The 18,774-nt window shown below is 70.7% G+C and carries 13 protein-coding genes; 6 read left to right on the forward strand and 7 right to left on the reverse strand.

Going from position 1 to position 18,774, the window contains the following annotated elements:
* A partial coding sequence (locus N4P33_RS19105; RefSeq protein WP_260827843.1) for a hypothetical protein occupies positions 1-308 on the reverse strand: 308 nt, incomplete at its 3' end.
* A gap of 424 nt (positions 309-732) precedes the next feature.
* On the opposite strand from N4P33_RS19105, the gene N4P33_RS19110 reads away from it, so the two are divergent.
* The 5 genes from N4P33_RS19110 to N4P33_RS19130 all read left to right on the forward strand — a co-directional run bounded on the left by N4P33_RS19110 (position 733) and on the right by N4P33_RS19130 (position 9,557).
* Positions 733-2,766 (forward strand): thioredoxin domain-containing protein, encoded by a 2,034-nt coding sequence (locus N4P33_RS19110; RefSeq protein ID WP_260827844.1) that lies wholly within the window; start codon positions 733-735, stop codon positions 2,764-2,766.
* 248 nt (positions 2,767-3,014) lie between these two features.
* Positions 3,015-4,295, forward strand: a complete 1,281-nt coding sequence (locus N4P33_RS19115) for a glycosyltransferase (protein ID WP_260827845.1) — start codon at positions 3,015-3,017, stop codon at positions 4,293-4,295.
* Complete coding sequence (locus N4P33_RS19120) at positions 4,292-5,944, forward strand: glycosyltransferase family 39 protein (RefSeq protein WP_260827846.1); 1,653 nt, start codon at positions 4,292-4,294, stop codon at positions 5,942-5,944. Before N4P33_RS19115 ends, N4P33_RS19120 begins: the two co-directional genes overlap by 4 nt.
* Complete coding sequence (locus tag N4P33_RS19125; RefSeq protein ID WP_260827847.1) at positions 5,941-7,146, forward strand: glycosyltransferase family 2 protein; 1,206 nt, start codon at positions 5,941-5,943, stop codon at positions 7,144-7,146. The genes N4P33_RS19120 and N4P33_RS19125 overlap by 4 nt, the downstream gene beginning before the upstream one ends.
* Positions 7,143-9,557, forward strand: a complete 2,415-nt coding sequence (locus tag N4P33_RS19130; protein ID WP_260827848.1) for a galactose oxidase-like domain-containing protein — start codon at positions 7,143-7,145, stop codon at positions 9,555-9,557. The genes N4P33_RS19125 and N4P33_RS19130 overlap by 4 nt, the downstream gene beginning before the upstream one ends.
* A 63-nt stretch (positions 9,558-9,620) precedes the next feature.
* Here N4P33_RS19130 and N4P33_RS19135 read toward each other — a convergent pair whose 3' ends face one another.
* The 4 genes from N4P33_RS19135 to N4P33_RS19150 form a co-directional block, all read right to left on the reverse strand.
* Positions 9,621-10,358, reverse strand: coding sequence for a Mut7-C ubiquitin/RNAse domain-containing protein (locus N4P33_RS19135; protein WP_260827849.1), 738 nt, complete (start codon positions 10,356-10,358; stop codon positions 9,621-9,623).
* 13 nt (positions 10,359-10,371) lie between these two features.
* Positions 10,372-11,010: a TetR/AcrR family transcriptional regulator gene (locus N4P33_RS19140; RefSeq protein WP_260827850.1), complete on the reverse strand. Its 639-nt coding sequence runs from the start codon at positions 11,008-11,010 to the stop codon at positions 10,372-10,374.
* A gap of 4 nt (positions 11,011-11,014) precedes the next feature.
* Positions 11,015-12,598: an MFS transporter gene (locus N4P33_RS19145; RefSeq protein WP_260827851.1), complete on the reverse strand. Its 1,584-nt coding sequence runs from the start codon at positions 12,596-12,598 to the stop codon at positions 11,015-11,017.
* Between the two features lie 118 nt (positions 12,599-12,716).
* Positions 12,717-13,430 carry a hemolysin III family protein gene (locus N4P33_RS19150; protein ID WP_260827852.1) on the reverse strand — a complete coding sequence of 238 codons (714 nt, stop codon included), beginning with the start codon at positions 13,428-13,430 and terminating at the stop codon, positions 12,717-12,719.
* 328 nt (positions 13,431-13,758) lie between these two features.
* Here N4P33_RS19150 and N4P33_RS19155 point away from each other — a divergent pair, with 328 nt between their 5' ends.
* Positions 13,759-15,579 carry a phosphoenolpyruvate carboxykinase (GTP) gene (locus tag N4P33_RS19155; RefSeq protein ID WP_260827853.1) on the forward strand — a complete coding sequence of 607 codons (1,821 nt, stop codon included), beginning with the start codon at positions 13,759-13,761 and terminating at the stop codon, positions 15,577-15,579.
* 484 nt (positions 15,580-16,063) lie between these two features.
* On the opposite strand, the gene N4P33_RS19160 is transcribed toward N4P33_RS19155, so the two are convergent.
* Positions 16,064-16,222, reverse strand: coding sequence for a hypothetical protein (locus N4P33_RS19160; RefSeq protein ID WP_260827854.1), 159 nt, complete (start codon positions 16,220-16,222; stop codon positions 16,064-16,066).
* A gap of 840 nt (positions 16,223-17,062) precedes the next feature.
* Positions 17,063-18,415, reverse strand: coding sequence for an SMI1/KNR4 family protein (locus N4P33_RS19165; protein ID WP_260827855.1), 1,353 nt, complete (start codon positions 18,413-18,415; stop codon positions 17,063-17,065).
* Between the last annotated feature and the right edge of the window lie 359 nt (positions 18,416-18,774).

Consider the following 18,774-nt stretch of genomic DNA (forward strand, 5'->3'; position numbering starts at 1 on the left):
GCCCCGGTGCCGAGCGCCAGGTCCGCGACCACCGCGGTCACCCCGGCGACCCCGGCCACCAGCAGCGGGGTCCCGGCACCCTCACGGGCGTAGCGCTGCCGGAAGGTGAGCTGCCCGGCCTCCGCCTCGTCCAGTGCGCGGACGTACGCCTCGTACTCCTCGGCCGCGGTCTGCGCCATCGCGTCCAGCGCGCCGCGCGCCCGCGCGAGCAGCACCTTGCCGTCGGTGCGCCCGCCCGACCGGCGCACCTCCTCCTCCACGGCCCGCGCCAACAGCCGCTCGGCGTCAGCCCGATGACCGTCCCTCATGTCACGTCCCCCTCCGGCGGCAACTCCTCTGCCTACGAGTGTCCTTCGGACACGCCCGACGCGCGAGGGGGCGACGATCAACCGTTGCACGCCGGTCGCAAGAAACGGACGCGCGCAGCCGCCGCGTACCTGCCGTGCCGTACGGAGTCCACTGGACGGGCTGCCCCCGGCCGTGCGTCTCTTCTGCGGCCGCGGCGGCTCGCGGTGGATCGCTCACGCGACGGGCGTCATGGGCATGGCCGCCGCGCTGCTGCCGGCGGGGCGGCGACAACGACCGCGGGTCCGCACGACTGCGCGCCGCCCACCGCCCACCGCCCCGGCCACGCGGCAGGTGAGGGCGCTCCACGCGGATCCTGAGGGGGCCGTTCGGGGCTGCCCTGGTGGCGCGTGGGCGGCGTGCGGGCGTGTGCGCCAGGATGGGGGTATGCCGAACCGACTTGCGCAGGCCACATCCCCCTACCTCCTCCAACACGCCGACAATCCCGTCGACTGGTGGCCCTGGGAGCAGGGCGCTTTCGAGGAGGCCCGGCGGCGTGATGTCCCGGTGTTCCTGAGCGTCGGGTACAGCGCATGCCACTGGTGCCATGTCATGGCCGGCGAAAGTTTCGAGGATCAGGCCACCGCCGACTACCTCAACGCGCACTTCGTGAACATCAAGGTCGATCGCGAGGAGCGGCCCGATGTCGATGCCGTGTACATGGAGGCCGTGCAGGCGGCGACCGGGCAGGGTGGGTGGCCGATGAGTGTGTTTCTCACGCCCGACGCCGAGCCGTTCTACTTCGGGACGTACTTCCCGCCGGCGCCGCGGCACGGGATGCCGTCCTTCCTGCAGGTGCTGCAGGGGGTGCACCAGGCGTGGGCCGACCGGCGGGACGAGGTGACCGATGTCGCCGGGAAGATCGTGCGGGATCTCGCCGGGCGGGAGATCTCCTACGGAGATGCCCAGGTGCCGGGGGAACAGGAGCTGGCGCAGGCGCTGCTCGGGCTGACCCGGGAGTACGACCCGCAGCGCGGCGGGTTCGGCGGGGCGCCGAAGTTCCCGCCGTCCATGGTGATCGAGTTCCTGCTCCGGCACCATGCGCGCACCGGCGCCGAGGGTGCCCTGCAGATGGCGCAGGACACCTGTGAGCGCATGGCACGCGGCGGGATCTACGACCAGCTCGGGGGCGGGTTCGCCCGCTACTCGGTGGACCGGGACTGGGTCGTGCCGCACTTCGAGAAGATGCTCTACGACAACGCCCTGCTGTGCCGTGTGTACGCCCATCTGTGGCGGGCCACCGGCTCCGAGCTCGCGCGCCGGGTCGCGCTGGAGACCGCCGACTTCATGGTGCGCGAACTGCGCACCCCCGAGGGCGGGTTCGCCTCCGCGCTGGACGCCGACAGCGACGACGGCACCGGGCGGCATGTCGAGGGCGCGTACTACGTGTGGACGCCCGCGCAGCTGCGCGAGGTGCTCGGCGAGGACGACGCCGAGCTCGCCGCCCGGTACTTCGGGGTCACCGAGGAGGGCACCTTCGAGGAGGGCGCCTCCGTGCTGCAACTGCCGCAGCAGGACGGGGTGTTCGACGCCGGGCGGGTCGAGAGCGTGCGCGAGCGGCTGCTGGCCGCGCGGGCTGAGCGCCCTGCGCCCGGCAGGGACGACAAGGTCGTCGCCGCCTGGAACGGGCTCGCCATCGCCGCGCTGGCCGAGACCGGCGCGTACTTCGAGCGGCCGGACCTGGTCGAAGCCGCGGTCGCCGCCGCCGATCTGCTGGTGCGGCTGCACCTGGACGAGCTGGCGCGGATCGCCCGTACCAGCAAGGACGGCCGCGTCGGCGCCCACGCAGGCGTGCTGGAGGACTACGCCGACGCCGCCGAGGGCTTCCTGGCGCTGGCGTCGGTGACGGGTGAGGGGGTGTGGCTGGAGTTCGCCGGGCTGCTCCTCGACCATGTGCTGGCCCGCTTCACCGACCCCGAGTCGGGCACCCTGTACGACACGGCCGCCGACGCCGAGCGGCTCATCCGGCGCCCCCAGGATCCGACCGACAACGCGGCCCCGTCCGGCTGGACCGCCGCCGCGGGCGCGCTGCTGAGCTATGCCGCCCACACCGGCTCGGAGCCTCATCGCACCGCCGCCGAGCGGGCGTTGGGCGTGGTGAAGGCGCTCGGGCCGCGAGTGCCGCGGTTCATCGGGTGGGGTCTTGCGGTCGCCGAGGCGGTGCTGGACGGGCCGCGCGAGGTGGCCGTGGTCGGCCCGGCGCTCGACGACAAGGCCACGCTCGCCCTGCACCGTACGGCGCTGCTGGGCGCCGCACCGGGGGCCGTGGTCGCCGTCGGGACTCCGGAGAGTGACGAGTTCCCGCTGCTCGCCGACCGTCCGTTGGTGAGCGGTGAACCGGCCGCCTATGTCTGCCGTAACTTCACGTGTGACGCGCCGACGACCGATCCTGATCGGCTGCGGGTCGCGCTGGGCGGCTGACACAGACTGAAACAGCAGCCGTACCAGGCGTTTTGTGCTGCCCGGGTGGGGAGCGCGCGATGGCTGATTCGGTCAACTCCGGTCAGTCGTCGCACCCGTTCGCAACAGGCTCTTTATCCAAATGGACCCCCGCATTCACAACTTCCCCTTAATCTCTGCACGGTGACGTGACGGATGCACTGCGCACCGCTCGACGCGAGTGACGCACCGTCACGTCCGGGGGAATTCGGGGATCTGGGGGGATCTGTTTGCTCACGTCTGTCTTCATCGCTGTCGTCTCACTGGCCCTGTTCGGCATGGCCGCCTTCACCCTGTGGTGGCAGATGCACGCCTGGCGCACGCCGGAGGTGCTGGCCTCCACCCGGTTCAGCAGCCCGGACGGCGGTGAGCATCTGTCGTTCTCCCTGCTGCTGCCCGCCCGGCACGAGCAGGCCGTGCTCGACCACACCATCCAGCGGCTGCTGGAGTCGAGCCACACCGACTTCGAGATCATCGTGATCGTCGGCCACGACGACCCGGAGACCACCGCGGTCGCCGAGGCCGCCGCCGCCCGCGACCCGCGCGTGCGGGTCGTCGTCGACACCCACGAGAAGAAGAACAAGCCGAAGGCCATGAACACGGCCCTGCCGTACTGCCGCGGCGACGTCGTCGGGGTCTTCGACGCCGAGGACCAGGTCCACCCGGAGCTGCTCGCCCACGTCGACCACGCCTTCCGCTCCACCGGCGCCGACGTCGTGCAGGGCGGGGTGCAGCTGATCAACTTCCACTCCAGCTGGTACAGCCTGCGCAACTGCCTGGAGTACTTCTTCTGGTTCCGCTCCCGGCTCCATCTGCACGCGCAGAAGGGCTTCATCCCGCTCGGCGGCAACACCGTCTTCGTCCGCACCGACGTACTGCGCGCCGCCGACGGCTGGGACCCGAACTGTCTCGCCGAGGACTGCGACCTGGGCGTCCGCCTGTCCAGCATCGGCAAGAAGGTCGTCGTCGCCTACGACTCCGACATGGTCACCCGTGAGGAGACCCCCGGCTCGCTGGTCTCCCTGCTGAAGCAGCGCACCCGCTGGAACCAGGGCTTCCTGCAGGTGTACCGGAAGAAGGACTGGAAGCAACTGCCCACGTTCGGGCAGCGGATGCTCGCCCGCTACACGCTGGTGACGCCGTTCCTGCAGGCGTTCAGCGGCGTGATCATCCCGCTGAACGTGGCGATCGCGCTCTTCCTCGACGTGCCCGTCTCCGTCGCCTTCATCACCTTCCTGCCGGCCGTCACCGCCCTGGTCACCTTCGTCTTCGAGATCGTCGGGCTGCACGACTTCGGCAAGCAGTACGGGCTGCGGGTGCGCCTCGTGCACTACCTCAAGCTCGTCGTGGGCGGTCCCTTCTACCAGCTGCTCCTCGCCGGTGCCGCGATCCGCGCCGTGTGGCGCGAGCAGCGCGGGCGCAGTGACTGGGAGCTGACCACGCACGTCGGGGCGCACCTCGACGCACGCCTCGATGCCGACGTGCAGACCCGAGAGGACGTTCCCGCGTGACCTCCACCCTTCCCGCGGTGACCGCTCCCAAGGTCCCCGCGCAGCGCCGGCCCGTGCCCGCGACCGGCTCGCCCGGCCGCGCGACCCCGCCGAGCCGCCTGCGTTCCTCCCGGTCCGATCTCCTCCTGTGCGGCGTCCTGCTCGTGGCGATCCTCGTGGTCCAGGGCTGGAACATCGCCGACTACCCGACCCTCAGCGACGACGAGGGCACCTATCTCGCCCAGGCCTGGGCCGTCCAGGAGGGCAAGGGCCTCGCCCACTACACCTACTGGTACGACCACCCTCCGCTCGGCTGGATCCAGCTCGCCGTCCTCACCTGGATCCCGGCGATGCTCAGCCCTGAGTCGATGACCGTCGGCACCATGCGGGCCGTGATGCTGCTGATCAGCGGCATCAGCGCGGTCCTCGTCTACGTCCTGGGCCGCCGCCTCGCCCTGCCCCGCTGGGCCGCCGGGCTCGGCATGGCGCTGTTCGGGCTCTCCCCGCTGTCGGTCGTCCTCCAGCGGGAGATCTTCCTCGACAACCTCGCGGTGATGTGGACGCTGCTCGCCTTCACCCTGGCCGCGTCCCCGAGCCGTCATCTGTGGCACCACTTCGGCGCCGGTATGGCCGCCGCGACGGCGGTGCTCACCAAGGAGACGATGCTCGTCGTCCTGCCCGCCCTGTTCGTCACCGCCTGGCGGCACAGCCACAAGGACACCCGCAAGTTCGCCCTGACCGGCGCCGTCACGGCCTGCGCGCTGATCGGCTTCTCCTACCCCCTGTTCGCCCTCCTCAAGGGCGAGCTGCTGCCGGGCAGCGGGCACGTCTCGCTCTGGGACGGCGTCACGTACCAGATGACCAGGCCCGGTTCGGGTTTCATCCTGGACCAGGGCTCCGGCTCCTGGGGCGTGCTCCAGTCGTGGCTGTACTACGACCGCATCCTGCCCCTCGGCGGCCTCGCCGGGGCGCTGCTGCTGCTCGCCACCTGGCGCTGGTCCGTCACCGCCCGCGCGCTCGCCGGACCGGCCCTCGCCGTCGCGATCCTCGCCGCGCTCGCCCTGCGCCCCAACGGCTACCTGCCCGCGATGTACGTCATCCAGGCGCTGCCGTTCCTCGCCCTGGTCCTCGCCGGAGGCGTCGCGAGCGTCGCCCACGCGGTGCTGCGCCGGGGCCGTTCGAGCACCGAGAGGCCCATGGCCGTCCGCGCCCGGTACGCGATCGCCGCCGCCCTCGCCCTCGCCGCCTGCGTCTACGTCGTCCCCCGCTGGTACGACGGAGCCCGCACCGCCGTCACCACCGACGCCAACGCGCCCTACGAGGCGGCCTCGCGGTGGATGGCCGACGAGGTGCCGGACCCCGCCCGGACGCGGGTCCTCGTCGACGACGCGATGTGGCTGGACCTGGTGCACGCCGGGTACCGGCCCGGCCTCGGCGTCATCTGGTTCTACAAGGCCGACCTCGACCCGGCGGTCACCAAGACCATGCCGGACGGCTGGCGCGACATCGACTACGTCGTCGCCTCGCCGACGGTGCGGCGCGACGCGAAGGACCTGCCCAACGTGAAGGCCGCCATCGAGCACTCCGCGCCGGTCGCCGTGTTCGGCGAGGGCGAGGACCGTATCGAGATCCGCAAGGTCGACACCGAGACCGCCGGGGGTGCCCGATGAGCCAGGAGTCCATCGTCCCCGGCGAGCTGGGCGATCCGGTCCTCGAACCGGTCGAGGTTCCGGAGCCGGGAGCCGTGACCATCGTCGTGCCGACCTTCAACGAGTCCGCCAACGTACGGCAGTTGCTGCACCAGATCACCGAGTCCGTCCCGGCGCGGCTGCCCTGTGAGGTCGTCTTCGTGGACGACTCCACCGACGACACCCCCGAGGTCATCCGGGAGGCGGCGCAGGACTGCCCGTTCCCGGTGACCGTCCTCCACCGGGAGGAACCGGTCGGCGGGCTCGGCGGCGCGGTCGTCGAGGGCATCAAGGCGGCCACCTCGGACTGGGTGGTCGTCATGGACGGCGACTGCCAGCACCCGCCGTCCCTGGTACCGGAGTTGGTCGTGACCGGCGAGCGCGCGAACGCCGGGCTGGTCGTCGCCTCCCGGTACATCAAGGGCGGCAGCCGCGCCGGACTCGCTGGCAGCTACCGGGTGGCCGTCTCGCGCGGGGCGACCTGGCTGACCAAGTCGCTGTTCCCGCGCCGCCTGCACGGCATCAGCGATCCGATGAGCGGCTTCTTCGCCATCCGCCGCACCACGGTCACCGCCGACGAGCTCAAGCCCCTCGGCTACAAGATCCTGCTCGAACTCGCCGTCCGCAGCCGCCCCCGCACGGTCACCGAGGTGCCGTTCGTCTTCCAGGACCGCTTCGCCGGGGAGTCGAAGTCGACGGCCAAGGAGGGCCTGCGCTTCCTGCGCCACCTCGCCGGGCTGCGCACCGAGTCGCCGCTGGCCCGCATGGTCGTCTTCGGGCTGATCGGCCTCACCGGCTTCGTGCCCAACCTGGCCGCCCTGTGGGCGCTGACCGAGGCGGGCCTGCACTATCTGCCCGCCGAGATCGTCGCCAACCAGTTCGGCGTGGCCTGGAACTTCCTGCTGATCGACCGGATGCTGTTCCGCGCCCGCCGCAGGCACCGGCACTGGGCCGACCGCACCGTGCGGTTCGCGCTGCTCGCCAACGCCGATCTGGTGCTGCGGCTGCCGCTGATCGCGCTGCTGGTCGGCCAGTTCGGCATGACCGCCCTCCCGGCCACCGCCCTGGCCCTCGTCATCACGTTCGTCCTGCGCTTCGTCGGAACCGAAGCGCTGGTGTACCTGCCGCGCAGGAGCCGTACAGAGAGCGGCAGCGAGAGCCGCACAGCTAGGAGCACCGCATGAGAACACTCCTGAGGTCCAGACGCGGTACGGCCCTGGCAGCCGTCGGCGCCCTCACCACCGGCCTCCTCCTCACCGCCCCCCAGCCCGCGTCCGCCGCCAACCTCATCAAGAACCCCGGGTTCGAGACGGCCGGCACCGGCGACATGCCGTACTGCTGGGAGAAGTCCGGCTGGGGCGACAACGACTTCACCTTCACCACCACCGCCGACGCCCATACCGGCGGCAAGGCGATGAAGGTCGAGCTGACCCGCCGCGTCGACGGCGACCGCAAGGCCCTGATCACCGAGTCCGCCGCGTGCGCGCCCGTGGTGACGCCGGGCAAGCAGTACGACCTGTCCCTCTGGTACAAGTCGACGACCCCGGACACGGCGATCACTCTCTTCCGGCACGACACCACCGCCGGCTGGCAGTACTGGACCGACCTCAAGACCCTGGACATGACGGCCGCCTGGACCGAGGCCGGCGTCCGCACCCCCGAGGTCCCGGCCGGCACCGACCGCATCTCCTGGGGTGTCTCCGTCTACGGCACCGGCTCGGTCACCACCGACGACTACACGATGGACCAGGTCGCCGAGCCGGTCCCGGACCCCGAGTGCACGGGCACGGCGAAGGAGTGCGCGGACGGCAAGTGGGAGGTGCTGCCGACCCAGAACCCGGTCCGCTCCATGCACTCGGTGGTCCTGCACAACGGCAAGGTGCTGCTCATCGCCGGTTCCGGCAACGACCCGGAGATGTTCGAGGCGGGCACCTTCACCTCGGCGGTGTACGACCCGGAGAAGGGCACGTACAAGACGATCCCCACGCCGAAGGACATGTTCTGCGCGGGCCACGTCCAGCTCAAGGACGGCCGCGTCCTCGTGATGAGCGGCAACAAGGGCTACCCGTCCGCCGACGGCACCATCGGCTACCAGGGCTACAAGGACTCGTACATCTTCGACCCGGAGACCGAGTCGTACGTCAAGACCAACGACATGAACGACGGCCACTGGTACCCGTCGGCGACGATCCTCGGCAACGGTGACGTGCTCAGCTTCGGCGGTCTGCGCGAGGACTCCACCGGCTCCGTGACCGCCGAGCGGTGGTCGGACGCCGAGCAGCAGTGGCTGCCGACGTGGAAGGTCAACCAGACCTGGTCATACTGGGGCCTGTACCCGTCGATGATCCTGATGCAGGACGGCCGCCTCTTCTATTCGGGCAGCCATGTCTTCGGCAACAACATCCCGGGCACGGGTTCGGCGATCTACGACTACGACGCCAACACGATCACCCAGGTCCCGGGGCTCCAGCGCAAGGACGAACGCGACCAGTCGGCGAGCGTGCTGCTGCCCCCGGCGCAGGACCAGAAGGTCCTCACCCTCGGCGGCGGCAACATCGACTCCAACCCGGACGCCAACCGCCTGACCGACATCATCGACCTCAAGCAGCCGAGCCCCACGTACGTCGCCGGTCCGCCGATCCCCCAGGGCACCGTCGACTACGGCAACGGACCGGTCCCGCAGACCGGCGACCAGGGCAAGATGTACCTCTCCGCGGTGCTGCTGCCCGACGGCAAGGTCCTGGAGACCGGCGGCGCCCTGCACAACCGCGCCAACCCGGTGTTCGAGACGTCGATCTTCGACCCGGCCTCGGAGACCTTCGACCCCGTGGCCGTCGACCCGGAGGCCCGCGGCTACCACTCCTCGGCGTTCCTGCTCCCCGACGGCCGTGTGATGACCACCGGCGACAACCCGGGCAACGGCTCCTGGAACCACGACGTGTCGATCTACAGCCCGCCCTACCTCTTCAAGGGCGAGCGCCCCACGATCACCTCGCTCATCGACACCGAGTGGACCTACGGCGACACCCAGCGCATCACCGTGGACCGCCCCATCGCCAAGGCCGAGCTGATCCGCCCGGCCGCGGTCACCCACTCCTCCGACCCGAACCAGCGGTTCGTGGACCTGCCGCTGTCCGTCGACGGCAACAACGTCGACCTGAACGTCACCAGCAACCCCAACCTGGCCCCGCCCGGCTGGTACATGCTGTTCGCGGTCGACGCCAACGGTGTGCCGTCGGTCGCCAAGTGGGTCCATCTGCAGGGCCCGCAGGCCCTCACCGCCAAGGACGCCTCGGCCCACGTCCACGACTTCGCCGAGGCCCCGCAGGGCAAGGTCACCAGGCCCGGCAAGAAGCGCACGTCACAGCCGGTCTCCCCGACCGTCTCCGGCTGCGACCGCCACTACGGCTCCGCCAACGTGTGCGTGCCGACGGCCTTCCCGGCGGAGGTGAAGCCCACGACTGCCGCCCGCTGCACCTGGCTCAAGGAACACGACTACGGCCGCCTGAAGGTCAACGGCAAGGACGATCCCCTGAACCTGGACCGGAACAGGGACGGAACAGCGTGCGGCAAGAATGATCTAAGGACGCGCTGAACGCCTCAGGGGCGCGGGGAACTGCGCGACCAGCCACAACGGCGCCGCAGTTCCCCACCGCGCTCAACCCCAACGGCGCTGATCACAAAACGCCACCGCCCGCTCGACAATCGCCTCCAACTGCTCATGGTGCGCACCCTTCCAGTACGCCCGCCCACACTCCGCACACTGCGCGAACACGTCGTACGTCCGATGCGTCCCACCCTTCAACTGATCGGCGACCTCATCCTTCGTAGCCCGCCGCAACATCCCGTTGCACGCAGTGCACCGCGTCCACGGCCGCAACTCCGGCCGGAACCGGTCCAGCACATACGCCAGTTGCTCCTCCGGCCGCGTGCTGTACACGAACGCCCCCGCCCACAGCTCCCGCCGCCGCAGCAACCCCCGGTCCCGGCTGAGCATCACCCGGCGTTCGGCCGCCGACCGCGCGGCCAGCGCCGGATCGCCGATGTCCGTCGCCTCGTACGCCGTGTCGACGCCGAGCAGCCGCAGCCGCCGCGCCAGCGTGCCCAGATGCACGTCGAGCAGGAACCGCAGCTCAGCGTCCGGCACCCGCTGCGGGTGGGCGACGGTCCGCACGGTCACGGACTCGCCCGCGGCCGGCACATGCGACACCGGCACCTCACGCCCGTCCACGAGCAGCGCGCCGACCTCGGTCAGCGGCACGCCGAGGGACTCGATGACATGGCCGAGGCTGGACACCCCGTCGGTGGCGGTCTTCACCGAGCCGGTGGGCCGTGCCTGCGGCACGAACAGCAGCAGCTCGGGGGCGAACTCGACGTGGATCTCAGGACCGTTCACCCGGTCAAGGATGTCATGGGGAGCGGCGCGGCAGGTTCTTGAACGTGGCGAGAGTGCGGTCGATCAGCTCGGGCAGGTCGTCCCTGCACCCGCCCTCGCCCCAGTAGATCATCGTCTCCAGCAGGGCCCCCATCAGCCCCATCGAGTAGGCCCGCACCTCGAGATCCTGCTCGTCGCGGCCGGTCCGCTCGGCGATCGCCCGGCACAGCAGGCGGCCGGTGACGGACATGCTCTCCATCATCCGCGAGCGCACCTGCGGGACCTCGACCGCAAGCCGGGCGCGCAGCACCATCTCGTCCCGCTCGTAGTCGGGGTTGTCGGCGAGGGCCAGCGTCGTCGCCTGCCGGATGGCCCACCGCACCGACTCCAGCACCGGTTCGTCGTCCGGGCGTCCCCGCAGCATGTCCTCGATGAGGGGGTCGTACTCGTCCGTGAGGACGATGTCCTCCTTGGTGGGGAAGTAGCGGAAGACGGTGCTGGGCGAGACCTCGGCGCGCTCGGCGATCTGCTCGACGGTGGTGGCGTCGTACCCCTGTTCCTTGATCAGGGCGTAGGTGGCCGCCCTGATCGCCATGCGCGTCTTGATCTTCTTCCGCTCGCGCAGGCCCAGGTGACGGGCCGGGTCGCGAACAGGGGTTCGTGCCATGGTCATGCCGTCATTGTCCGCCATCGGTCTTCGCCGGGACCATGACGGAGGGGGAATCCGTGACAGATCCGGCATCGTCCCCCTCGTCAGCCCGCCGGGGATTCGGCAGGAACAGGGCCGCCACCGCCGCCGTCACCAGTGCCGCCGCGCCGCACACCACCAGCACGACCGACATGCCGTCCAGGTACGCGCTGTCCGCGGCGGCGGCCAGCGCAGGCAGGTCCAGCCGCTCGGCGACCGCGTGTGCCCCGCTCAGTGACTCGCGGGCGGATTCGGCGGCCGGTGCGGGCAGGCCGGTGGTGTCGAGCCGGGCGGCGTACGTGTCGGCGACGAGGCTGCCGAGCAGGGCGATCCCGATGGCGCCGCCCACCTGCCGCAGCGTCATCAGCAGCCCGGAGCCGCTGCCGGCCTCGTCGGCGTCGATGCCGCCCAGCGCCGCGTCCATCGCCGGCACCATCGCGAAGGCGAAGCCGAGGCCCGCGATGGTCAGCCACAGCGCGGTGAAGCCGTAGCCGTCACCGGGTTCGGTGCGCGAGCCGAGCAGCGCGGCGAAGCACAGCACCACCAGGCCACCGGCGATCACCGGCCGGGGTCCCAGCCACCGCACCAGCGGGGTGCTGGCCCGGGCGGCGACGATCAGGCCCCCCATCATCGGCAGCAGCCGCAGCCCGGTGCCGAAGGCGTCGTGGCCGCCGATCTCCTGGAGATAGGTGGGCAGCAGGAACAGCAGCCCGGAGAAGACGAACGTGCCGAGTGTCGCGGCGAGCGTGTTGAACAGGAAGACGCGCCGGCCGAGCAGCGCCAGGTCGAGCATGGGCCGTACGGCGTGCCGCTCCCGCGCCACCAGAGCGGCCAGCAGCAGCGCGGCCAGCGCGAACGCGCCCAGCACCCAGCCGCTGGTCCAGCCGCGCCCGGGGCCCTCGATGATGCCGAAGACCAGGCAGCCGAGGCCGAGCGCGCTGTACGCGGTGGACAGGACGTCGACCCTCGGCGAGGCCGGGTCGCGCGACTCGGGCAGCAGGAACAAGCAGGCGGCGATGCCGAGGGCGGCCATCGGGAGGTTGATCAGGAAGATCGAGCCCCACCAGTAGTGGTCGAGCAGCAGCCCGCCGACGAGCGGGCCGAGCGGCATCCCGGCGGCCATGGAGGCGGTGACGGCGGCGACCGCCTTGCCGCGTTCCTCCTCGCCGAACATCGACGGCAGTACGGACAGCCCGAGCGGGATGACCAGCGCGGCCCCGAGTCCCATCACCGAGCGGGCCGCGACGACCATCCCGGGCGTGTCCGTGAGCGCGCCGGCCAGGGACCCGGCGAGGAACACCGCGAGCCCCGCCACCAGCATCCTGCGCCGCCCGAAGCGGTCGCCGAGCAGACCGGCGGGGAGCATCAGCGCGGCGAACACGACGATGTACGCGTCCACGATCCACTGGAGCTGGTCGGTGCTCGCCTCCAGCTGCGCGGCCATGGTCGGCAGGGCCACGTTGAGGATCGTCAGGTCGAAACCGAGCGTGAGCATGCTCGCGACGAGGGCGCCCAGCGCCCACCAGCGGCGGGGGTCGGGCAGTGCGACGTTCTGCGAAACGGCAGCAGCCATGAAATGAGAGTAGCTATCAAAAAGCGGTAACTGTCAATGCGCCGCACGGACGCGGGCATGAAAAAGGCCGCGGCATCGCTGCCGCGGCCGAACCCCTCGCTTCCGAGGGCCCGAGGGCCTACGCGTGCTGGTACGCCACCAGCGAGATCCCCACGTAGTGGGCGATGAAGGCGGCCAGGGTGAAGGAGTGGAACACCTCGTGGAAGCCGAACCAGCGCGGTGACGGGTTGGGCTTCTTGAGGCCGTAGATCACTCCGCCCGCGCTGTAGAGCAGGCCGCCCACGATGACCAGGACCAGGACGGCGATACCGCCGGTGCGCATGAAGTCGGGCAGGTAGAACACGGCGGCCCAGCCCATGGCGATGTAGCAGGGCGTGTAGAGCCAGCGCGGGGCGCCGACCCAGAAGACGCGAAAGGCGATCCCGGCGACGGCCGCCGCCCAGATCCCCCACAGCAGCCACTGACCCTTGGCCTCGGGCAGCAGCAGGATGGTCAGCGGCGTATACGTGCCGGCGATGATCAGGAAGATGTTGGCGTGATCGAGCCGGCGCAGGACGCCGTCCATGCGCGGGCTCCAGTTGCCCCGGTGGTACAGCGCGCTGACCCCGAACAGCAGGGAGGCCGTCAGCGCGTAGATCCCGCAGGCGATGCGGCCCCGTGTGGAGTCGGCGAGGGCGGTGAGGACCAGGCCGGCGATCACCACGGCGGGGAACATGCCGAGGTGCAGCCAGCCCCGGAGCTTGGGTTTGACGGGGTGCGGCAGATGGGTCGCGACCGGACCGCGGCCGTCGGCCGGCGAGTCCGTGGGCGCGTCGGGGACGAACGCTGTCATGGGCCGCATGGTACCTACGCCACCGTAAGTTGCGGATCAGTGTGACGAATTGGGCACTGGTAAGTGGCCATCCTCTCACGAGAGCCCTTCGGACGGTCACGCAAAAAGAAGGTCAGGTGAACCCAACGTGCACGTAAAGCCGCACGAAAAACCGTGGCCATCGTCACGTTGCTCACCTGTGCGGCCCTCTGGACAGATGGGCGCGTTCGTCGGATGATCAAATGAGTGCGGTCGGCACCGGATGAGCGCCCAAGATCTCATCGACAAGCATCCGGGTCGCAGCCCCCACGGGGCCTCCAAACAAAAAACCCCTCATTTAGGAGCAATCGTGGCGCGCGACATCGCGGCTCCCAGCGTCCCCACCACCCACCAGGGACTGATCTCCTGGGTCAACGAGATCGCAGACCTGACGCAGCCGGACAACGTCGTCTGGTGCGACGGCTCAGAGGCCGAGTACGAGCGCCTGTGCGAGGAGCTCGTCGCCAAGGGCACCTTCCGGAAACTGGACCCGATCAAGCGCCCCAACTCCTACTACGCCGCCTCCGACCCGACCGACGTCGCGCGCGTCGAGGACCGCACCTTCATCTGCTCCGCCAAGGAGGAGGACGCGGGCCCGACCAACCACTGGAAGGACCCCGCCGAGATGCGGGACATCTTCGCCGGTGAGAAGGGCCTGTTCCGTGGCTCGATGAAGGGCCGCACGATGTACGTGGTGCCCTTCTGCATGGGCCCGCTCGGCTCGCCGCTGTCCGCGATCGGCGTCGAGATCACCGACTCCGCGTACGTCGCGGTCGCCATGCGCACCATGACCCGCATGGGACAGCCCGTCCTCGACGAGCTCGGCACCGACGGCTTCTTCGTCAAGGCCGTGCACTCCCTCGGCGCCCCGCTGGAGCCGGGCCAGGAGGACGTGCCGTGGCCCTGCAACCAGACCAAGTACATCTCCCACTTCCCCGAGGACCGCGAGATCTGGTCCTACGGCTCCGGCTACGGCGGCAACGCCCTGCTCGGCAAGAAGTGCTACGCCCTGCGCATCGCCTCCGTCATGGCGCGGGACGAGGGCTGGCTGGCCGAGCACATGCTCATCCTGAAGCTGACCCCGCCGCGCGGTGAGTCCAAGTACGTCGCCGCCGCCTTCCCGAGCGCCTGCGGCAAGACCAACCTCGCCATGCTGGAGCCGACCATCCCCGGCTGGACGGTCGAGACGATCGGCGACGACATCGCCTGGATGCGCTTCGGCGAGGACGGCCGCCTGTACGCGATCAACCCCGAGGCCGGTTTCTTCGGCGTCGCGCCGGGCACCGGTGAGCACACCAACGCCAACGCGATGAAGACGCTGTGGGGCAACGCCGTCTTCACCAACGTCGCCCTCACCGACGACAACGACGTGTGGTGGGAGGGCATGACCGAGGAGCCCCCGGCCCACCTCACCGACTGGAAGGGCAACGACTGGACCCCGCAGTCGGAGACCCCGGCCGCGCACCCGAACGCCCGCTTCACGGTCCCCGCGTCCCAGTGCCCGATCATCGCGCCCGAGTGGGAGGACCCCAAGGGCGTGCCGATCTCGGCGATCCTCTTCGGCGGGCGCCGCGCCACCGCCGTACCGCTGGTGACCGAGTCCTTCGACTGGAACCACGGCGTCTTCCTCGGCGCCAACGTGGCCTCCGAGAAGACCGCCGCCGCCGAGGGCAAGGTCGGCGAGCTGCGTCGCGACCCGTTCGCCATGCTGCCGTTCTGCGGCTACAACATGGGCGACTACATGGCGCACTGGGTCAAGGTCGGCCAGTCCGCGGACGCGTCCAAGCTGCCGAAGATCTACTACGTCAACTGGTTCCGCAAGAACGACGACGGCAAGTTCGTCTGGCCCGGCTTCGGCGAGAACTCCCGCGTCCTGAAGTGGATCGTGGAGCGCCTGGAGGGCAAGGCCGAGGGCGTCGAGACCCCGATCGGCGTGCTGCCGACGAAGGACGCGCTCGACACGGACGGCCTGGAACTGTCGGACTCCGACCTGGAGTTCCTGCTCACCGTGGACAAGGAGGTCTGGCGCGAGGAGGCCGCCCTGATCCCCGAGCACCTCAACACCTTCGGCGACCACACCCCGAAGGAGCTGTGGGACCAGTACCGCGCGCTCGTCGAGCGCCTGGGCTGAGCAGCCCTCACCAAGACTCCGCGGCCGGTCCGAGGATGCCCTGACCAGCGATCGTCACAGGCCGGCCGCGGAACACACCGGCGGGGCCCCGCACAACGGCGTGCGGGGTTCCGGGCCCGTCACCGCCCTCCGTCCGCCCCGACGGAACCCGGCGGCGCCGGACCCACCCCCGCCCACTTCGGCACGGCCCGCCCGCGGGCTCTCACGAACGTGCCGATGAGCGCCCCAGCCGATGAACACCACCGGCTGGGGCGCTCGGCGTGACGTCCGCAGGGCGGGGGTCGTTCTTAGAGATGTACCTGGCATGCGGGCCGGGGATCACCGCCCCGGGCTGTCGGATCACGGACAACGAGGACCGCTCGTACACGATCGAGCTCATCGGGACGCCGCCGCCCGGACACCCCTACCGCGTACTGTACGTGCAGTGGGCACCGAACCGTGCGGACGCTGAGGAGACCTGGGCATCATGGCAACTCCCCACTGGCTAGGCGAGCCGCCCGCGGAGGATCACCGACTGGCCGCCTGGGTGTTGTCCCGCCTCGCCTCCGCGGCCGCGGAGGATGTACGGGTCGACGCCGTGGTCGACGTCGAGTACCAGGCGCGTGACGTCGAGCCCGGACTCGGCGGGCGGTACGGGGCCCATGTGGCGGGTGAAGCGGGGGCTCGGCGGAGCGGGGAGAAGTGTCGTCCCTCGAGCTCCGGGAGGAGGGCGGTGCTGCTGAGCCCTGGGCCGTGTTGTTCGATCCGGTGCGGTTGCTGCGGGGGATCGGGGCCGTGAGCGGGGCACGGCGCAGTGGAAGGGTGTCGAAGTGGCCCTCACCCCCCACGCGTTGTTCGCCGACCCTGCCGATGAGTGGCTGCCGCCGGACGCCCGTGGTGTGGTGATCGGGGTCGACCCGGGCACCGGGTTCCTTCGGTCCGTCACGCTGTATGACGAGTGGGGCACCCTGGCCACGGCCCGCGTCGAGGAGCTGGAAGTCCGCGAGGTGCGGGCGTCAGCCGACGCGGGGCGCGTGCTGGCACGTATGGCCAGGACGCTGCTGGAGCCCATGCGGCTGACCGGTGCCGTCGACATCGAGGCCGATCCTCACGACGACCACTCGTTCACACCCCTGCCCTCGGACCGTACGTGGACCGTGTCGGTCGGCGAGGACATGCTGGCGCTCACGGGTGACTACGTACCGGATCAGACCGGCCCGGTGGCCGCTCGGCTCGCAGAGTTGCTCATGCCGGGCCGTATCGTCTCCCATCTCAGGCATGTCGAGGCTCTGTCGGAGAACTCCGTCCGCGCCACCGTTCGTCCGATGCGTGCCTTCCCGTTCAGCGCGTGGGCTCCGGACGAGGACCTGACGTGCGACTTCACCATCGGACCGGCGACGGGCGTCCTGGTGCGGGCCGAGGCGCGGGCGGAAGGGCGCACACTGTTCCGGCATGCCGTCCCGCCTCGAACGAGAGCGCTGACGGCACCGCAGTCCGTCGTCGCTCACCGGCTGCTGTCGGTTTCGAGGACGGTGCGGGTGATCAGGGGGCGGTTCCGCAGGGCGAGGAGCTCGTTTGCGAGGTTCAGGAGCGGGACCGGGGGCTGTTCGCCTTGGATCTCGATGCCCGCTGCCAGCAGGTTCTGCGGGACCGCGCCCGCGTCGAGCAGGACGCGCCACTCCTTCGGGCCGAGGCTCAGGTACTCCAGGTGCTTCAGGCCGGCGATCTCCAGGGGGTCGGCCAGCGCGCCGGGGGAGGCGGTGAGGGTCCGCATACGGGGGAGGCCGGCGAGCGGGGCGAGGCTGAGCGGCTCGCCCTTCCACCCGCTGATGCGGAGCACCTCCAGCGCCGGATGAGCGGCGGCCCCCACGCTGCCGAGGCCGTGGTCACCTACGTGGGCGACCAGCGGTTGCCGGTTCCTGTCACGGCCCGACGACCACTCGTCCCGTCGGTTCACCACCATGTCGGTGAGGGACTCGGCACGCAGTGCGGCCCCGATGTTCCGCTCGTGGTCGATCATGATGACCTGCCCGGTGTGTCCGCCCGGACCGGGTGTCAGATCGAGGGCCACCCGGTCGCCGCCACCGTTGTCGCCGAAGGCGATCCAGCCGGGCGAGCCGACGAGGTCCTGCACGGCGGCGTCCGGCGCGGTGACGGCGACGTCCGTGGCCGCGAACATCCAGGGGCAGGGGCGGGACCGCGCGTCCGCGATGTACAGCCTGTCCAGTGGAAAGAGCTCACAGCCGACTGCCTTCCACACGCGTCCCTGCGCCGCGTAGTCGCCGCTCCAGTCCTGCCACCGGGCCCGGGTCACGCGGTAGAGCGCCTTGAGTTCGTCGGGCAGCGTCACACCGAGGCGTGCCTCCGCCTCGGCGATCTCCGCCTCGGTGGCGCCGATGGCGTCAGGGAGCCGCTCGCGAAGCACCCGCTCCAGCAGCTCCGCGTCCGCCGACGGCCCCGCCGCCGCACCCGGCACCGCCTCGGGCAGGCGCCGCCAAGGCTCCGGGACGGCGCCCTCGACCAGGAGCAGGGCGCCCACGAAAGGGCTCCTGATGCCGTACTCCACCGCAGGACCCGGATCGACGACATGCAGCAAAGTCTCCCCATCGGGCGCCGTCTCCACCATGAACGTCACACGGTCCGAGCCATCGGCCCTGAGCGCGTCCTGTACCGGCTCCACGGCGCCCATGGCCGCTCGCAACGCCTCCGCCTGCGCCATCGGCACCGGCACACTCCAGGCACCGAGGCTGATCTGCCCCGACACCACCCCACCGGGCACGCCCAGCTGCTCCGCATTACACGCCCGCACAAGCCCCACCAACGACTCCCACACAGAGAAGTCATGAACGGCCCCCACAGCCCCGCCCCCTCAGATCACCCAACTCGAGCCGATCGTAAACGGACGGTACGACAACCCCGTCAGGGGCGCGGGGAACTGCGCGACCAGCCAAGCACGACGGAAAGCCGCCCAACGACACAAGCCCCTACGGCGATTAGGCACCCCTGCTCAAGCCAACGCAGTTCTGTGGCTCCCGGTCCGCGCGTCGCTGCGGGTGCACGCGGACCGGGGCCGTCTGAGGGAGCCCGGTGGACGGGCTCAGTGGGACGCGAGGGCGCGCGGCTCGAGGGCCGCGGCGTGGGCGTCCATGCGTTCGGCGGCCAGGATGGCGGCCGCCGTGTCGGCGCGGGAGGCGGCGACGACCAGGGCGCGGCCCG

Source organism: Streptomyces sp. 15-116A (assembly GCF_025290915.1).
Lineage (GTDB): Bacteria > Actinomycetota > Actinomycetes > Streptomycetales > Streptomycetaceae > Streptomyces.

What these genes read in the sequence shown, in the direction of transcription:
- N4P33_RS19125 (WP_260827847.1), top strand. Translation starts at nt 5,941, where the DNA reads ATGAGCCAGGAGTCCATCGTCCCCGGCGAGCTGGGCGATCCGGTCCTC.
- N4P33_RS19110 (WP_260827844.1), top strand. Translation starts at nt 733, where the DNA reads ATGCCGAACCGACTTGCGCAGGCCACATCCCCCTACCTCCTCCAACAC.
- N4P33_RS19130 (WP_260827848.1), top strand. Translation starts at nt 7,143, where the DNA reads ATGAGAACACTCCTGAGGTCCAGACGCGGTACGGCCCTGGCAGCCGTC.
- N4P33_RS19145 (WP_260827851.1), bottom strand. Translation starts at nt 12,598, where the DNA reads ATGGCTGCTGCCGTTTCGCAGAACGTCGCACTGCCCGACCCCCGCCGC.
- N4P33_RS19140 (WP_260827850.1), bottom strand. Translation starts at nt 11,010, where the DNA reads ATGACCATGGCACGAACCCCTGTTCGCGACCCGGCCCGTCACCTGGGC.
- N4P33_RS19150 (WP_260827852.1), bottom strand. Translation starts at nt 13,430, where the DNA reads ATGACAGCGTTCGTCCCCGACGCGCCCACGGACTCGCCGGCCGACGGC.
- N4P33_RS19160 (WP_260827854.1), bottom strand. Translation starts at nt 16,222, where the DNA reads ATGGGCCCCGTACCGCCCGCCGAGTCCGGGCTCGACGTCACGCGCCTG.